The organism is Klebsiella sp. MS 92-3 (genome assembly GCF_000195655.1).
Classification (GTDB): domain Bacteria; phylum Pseudomonadota; class Gammaproteobacteria; order Enterobacterales; family Enterobacteriaceae; genus Klebsiella; species Klebsiella pneumoniae.
Genome location: NZ_GL882801.1, coordinates 1 through 3,868, shown reverse-complemented (window position 1 = coordinate 3,868; position 3,868 = coordinate 1). Strand labels below are relative to the sequence as shown.

3 protein-coding genes are annotated in these 3,868 nt (G+C 54.9%); all 3 read left to right on the top strand.

What is annotated here, in order from left to right:
* Positions 1-371 precede the first annotated feature (371 nt).
* Genes HMPREF9538_RS15395 through HMPREF9538_RS15405 form a run of 3 tightly spaced genes read left to right on the top strand, consistent with a single transcriptional unit; the run spans position 372 to position 3,854 of the window.
* Positions 372-1,295 carry a sugar ABC transporter substrate-binding protein gene (locus tag HMPREF9538_RS15395; RefSeq protein ID WP_002892597.1) on the top strand — a complete coding sequence of 308 codons (924 nt, stop codon included), beginning with the start codon at positions 372-374 and terminating at the stop codon, positions 1,293-1,295.
* Between the two features lie 32 nt (positions 1,296-1,327).
* Positions 1,328-2,812 (top strand): sugar ABC transporter ATP-binding protein, encoded by a 1,485-nt coding sequence (locus tag HMPREF9538_RS15400; RefSeq protein WP_004142660.1) that lies wholly within the window; start codon positions 1,328-1,330, stop codon positions 2,810-2,812.
* 19 nt (positions 2,813-2,831) lie between these two features.
* Positions 2,832-3,854 (top strand): ABC transporter permease, encoded by a 1,023-nt coding sequence (locus HMPREF9538_RS15405; protein WP_004152946.1) that lies wholly within the window; start codon positions 2,832-2,834, stop codon positions 3,852-3,854.
* Positions 3,855-3,868: the final 14 nt, after the last annotated feature.

The following is a 3,868-nucleotide window of genomic DNA, read 5'->3' as shown; positions in this document are numbered from 1 at the left end:
AACGCAAAGATGGATCGGGCAAATTGTTGTCTGCTTCTCATTTTTCGCTCATTTATGCGGCAATGTTAGATGTCTGTCAAAATTCTGTTACTGCATAGTTTTAAAATTTTCATTTCAGTTATTTACTTATAAAAGTTTCAAATGTCTTGTTAATGAAATAAATGGTCTGAAATCCAGGTTGCGGCGTAAATGGACTGATGTTTCAAAATAGTGATAATAAAACAGCCGTTATTTGTGATTTAGATCACGATGGAGTGCGAGAGGTGCCGCAGCGTCGTCGATATACCAGCAGACATTTGCCGCAACGTAACTGAAATTAATTTTTCATTTTGTTTCATTCACCGGCGTACCTACAAAATCAAGGATCAACTATGAATATTAAGAAAACGATTGTTGCCTCTTTGTTAGCCTGCATGCTGCCTGCGGTGGTTATGGCAAAAGATGTCTCCATTGGCGTCTCGATGGCGCTGTTTGACGATAACTTCCTGACGATCCTGCGTACCTCGATGCAAAAAGAGATGAAAAAAGATGGCGTTAAATCGCAGATCGAGGACGCGAAAGGGGATGTCTCCCAGCAGCTGCAGCAGGTGCAGAACTTTATCGGCCAGGGGGTGGACGCCATTATCGTCAACCCGGTGGATACCAACGCGGTGAAACCGATCATGGATCAGGCCACCAAAGCCGGGATCCCGCTGGTGTTTGTGAACCGCCGTCCGCAGGCGGAGCTGACCGACAAGATGGCCTATGTGGGGTCGGATTCCATTCTTGCCGGCCGTCTGCAGATGGAAGCGCTGGCGAAAGCGATGAACGGTAAGGGCAATGTGGCGATCCTGCTCGGCGACCTGGCGAATGAATCCACTCGCGACCGCACCAAAGGGGTGGAAGAGGTGGTAGCGAAATACCCGAACATCAAAATCGTCCAGAAGCAGACCGCGAAATTTACCCGCAATGACGCAGTGGATGTGGTCAGCAACTGGATGACCAGCGGTGAGGATATCCAGGCCATCGCCTCCAACAACGATGAAATGGCGATCGGCGCCCTGCAGGCGCTGGGCAAAAACCCGAACCATATTCTCATCGCCGGCGTGGATGGCACCCCGGATGCCCTGCAGATGCTGAAGAGCGGCAAGATGATCGCCACCATCTTCCAGGATGCGAAAGGCCAGGGTGAAGGCGCAGTCGACGCGGCCATCAAGCTGGCGAACGGCGAGAAAGTGGAAAAAATCATCGATGTGCCGTATCAGCTGATCACCAAAGAGAACATGGCTGAATTTACCAACCGTAATCAGAAATAGTCCTGGCCAACCTGTGGTACGGAGGTGGATGTATGAACGCTTTTGCCCTTGAAGCCGAAGGTATCAGTAAGTTCTTCCCCGGCGTGAAGGCGCTCGATAATGTCTCATTGCGCGTGCGTCCGGGAACGGTGCATGCCCTGATGGGCGAGAACGGCGCCGGTAAATCCACGCTGATGAAATGCCTGATCGGTATCTATCGCCCCGATAAAGGGTCGATTCGCGTCAAAGGGGAGCCGGTGGAGTTTACCGACACCATGGATGCGCTGCGCTCGGGGATCTCGATGATCCACCAGGAGCTCAATCTGGTGCCGCATATGACGGTGGCGGAGAATATCTGGCTGGGGCGCGAGCCGATGAAGTACGGCTTTGTCGACCACGGCCAGCTGACCCGCCAGACCCAGGCGCTGCTGGATAAGCTCAATATCCGCTTAACCGCTGACCGGCTGGTGGGCGACCTGAGCATCGCCGCCCAGCAGATGGTGGAGATTGCCAAAGCGGTCTCATGGAACGCGGATATTGTGATCATGGATGAGCCCACCTCGGCGCTGACCGAAGGCGAGGTGGCTCACCTGTTCACCATCATCCGCGACCTGCGCGCCCAGGGTAAAGCGATCATCTATATCAGCCACAAAATGGATGAGATCTTTGCCATCACCGATGAGATCAGCGTCTTTCGCGACGGCACCTGGGTGGGGAGCAAAAACACCACCGAATTTACCCGGCAGTCGCTGATCACCCAGATGGTGGGCCGCGAATTAACCCAGCTGTTTCCGAAATTTAATAACACCATCGGCGAAGAGGTGCTGACGGTGCGCAACCTGACGCGTCAGGGCGTGTTCCATGACGTCAGCTTTAGCGTACGCCGTGGCGAAATCCTGGGCGTGGCCGGGCTGGTGGGCGCCGGGCGCAGCGAGGTGATGGAAAGCCTGTTCGGTATGGAGCGCTTCGACAGCGGCGAAGTGCTGATCGACGGGGCGCCGGTGACCATCGATTCCCCCTCCGTGGCGATTGAAAAGGGGATGGCATTATTAACCGAAGACCGGAAAAAGTCGGGCCTGTTTCTGGTGCTGTCGGTGCTGGAAAATATGAGTATCGTCAAAATGCCGGAATATATCGGCAAGAGCGGTTTTGTCCAGCACGTGAAGATGGCCGAAGACTGCATGGAGCAAATACGCCGGCTCAATATTAAAACGCCGACGATGGATCAAATTATTAATAACCTCAGCGGGGGGAATCAGCAAAAAGTCCTGATTGCGCGCTGGCTGTTAGCGCAACCGAAAATCTTAATTCTCGATGAGCCGACCCGCGGTATCGACGTCGGGGCGAAGGCGGAGATTTATCATCTTATCAGTGAACTGGCGAATCGGGGGGTGGCGGTGATTATGGTCTCCTCTGAACTGCCGGAAATCCTTGGCATGAGCGATCGGGTCATGGTGATGCATGAAGGTCGTATCACCGGCATCCTGGAAAAAGACGAAGCCGACCAGGAAACCATTTTGTCGTTGGCATCCCATTGAGGCACAGAGAATGAGTAATATGAAATTAACGGCGGCTCCGGCCAGCGAGGGTTCCTCCTTCTTCGCTAATTTGCGGCATAAAATGCCGAAAGATACCGGCATCTTTGTGGTGATGCTGGTGATTGCCCTGACCTTTGAAATCGCCGGCTGGTATGTTCGCGACCAGTCGTTCCTGCTCAATACCAACCGGCTGGTGCTGATTGTGCTGCAGGTGGCGATTATCGGCATCATCGCCGTGGGCGTCACCCAGGTGATCATCACCACCGGGATTGACCTCTCCTCCGGCTCGGTTATTGCCCTTGCGGCGGTGGTGGCGGCCAGCCTGGCGCAAACCTCCGATAGCCTGTCGCCAATGTTCCCGGCGCTGGTCAACCTGCCGGCGGTGATCCCCATTTGCGCGGGGATCGGCGTCGGCCTGCTGTGCGGCCTGACCAACGGTTTCCTGGTGACGCGGACCGGTATCCCGCCGTTTATCGCCACCCTCGGGATGATGGTTTCGGCGCGCGGTCTGGCGCAGTATTACACTCAGGGCAACCCGATCAGCTTCCTCTCCGACAGCTTTACGGCGATAGGCCAGGGTGCGATGCCGGTGATTATCTTCTTCGTGATCGCCGCCGTGTTTCACATTGCGCTGAAGCATACCCGGTATGGCAAATATGTGTATGCCATCGGTGGCAACATGACCTCGGCCAAAGTGTCCGGCATCAATGTGAATAAATATCTGGTGATCGTCTACACCATCGCCGGGGCGCTCTCCGGGCTGGCGGGGGTGGTGCTGGCGGCGCGCGTCAGCAGCGGCCAGTCGAGCATGGGGATGTCCTACGAGCTGGACGCGATTGCCGCCGCGGTGATCGGCGGCAGCAGCTTAATGGGCGGAGTGGGGCGCATTACCGGCACCCTGATTGGCGCGATGATCCTTGGCCTGATCAAAAGCGGTTTTACCTTTGTCGGCGTCGATGCCTATGTGCAGGATATTATTAAAGGCATCATTATCGTTGCGGCGGTAACCATCGATATGCGTCGCAACCGGAAAAAACACTAATCTTATCAACGGGC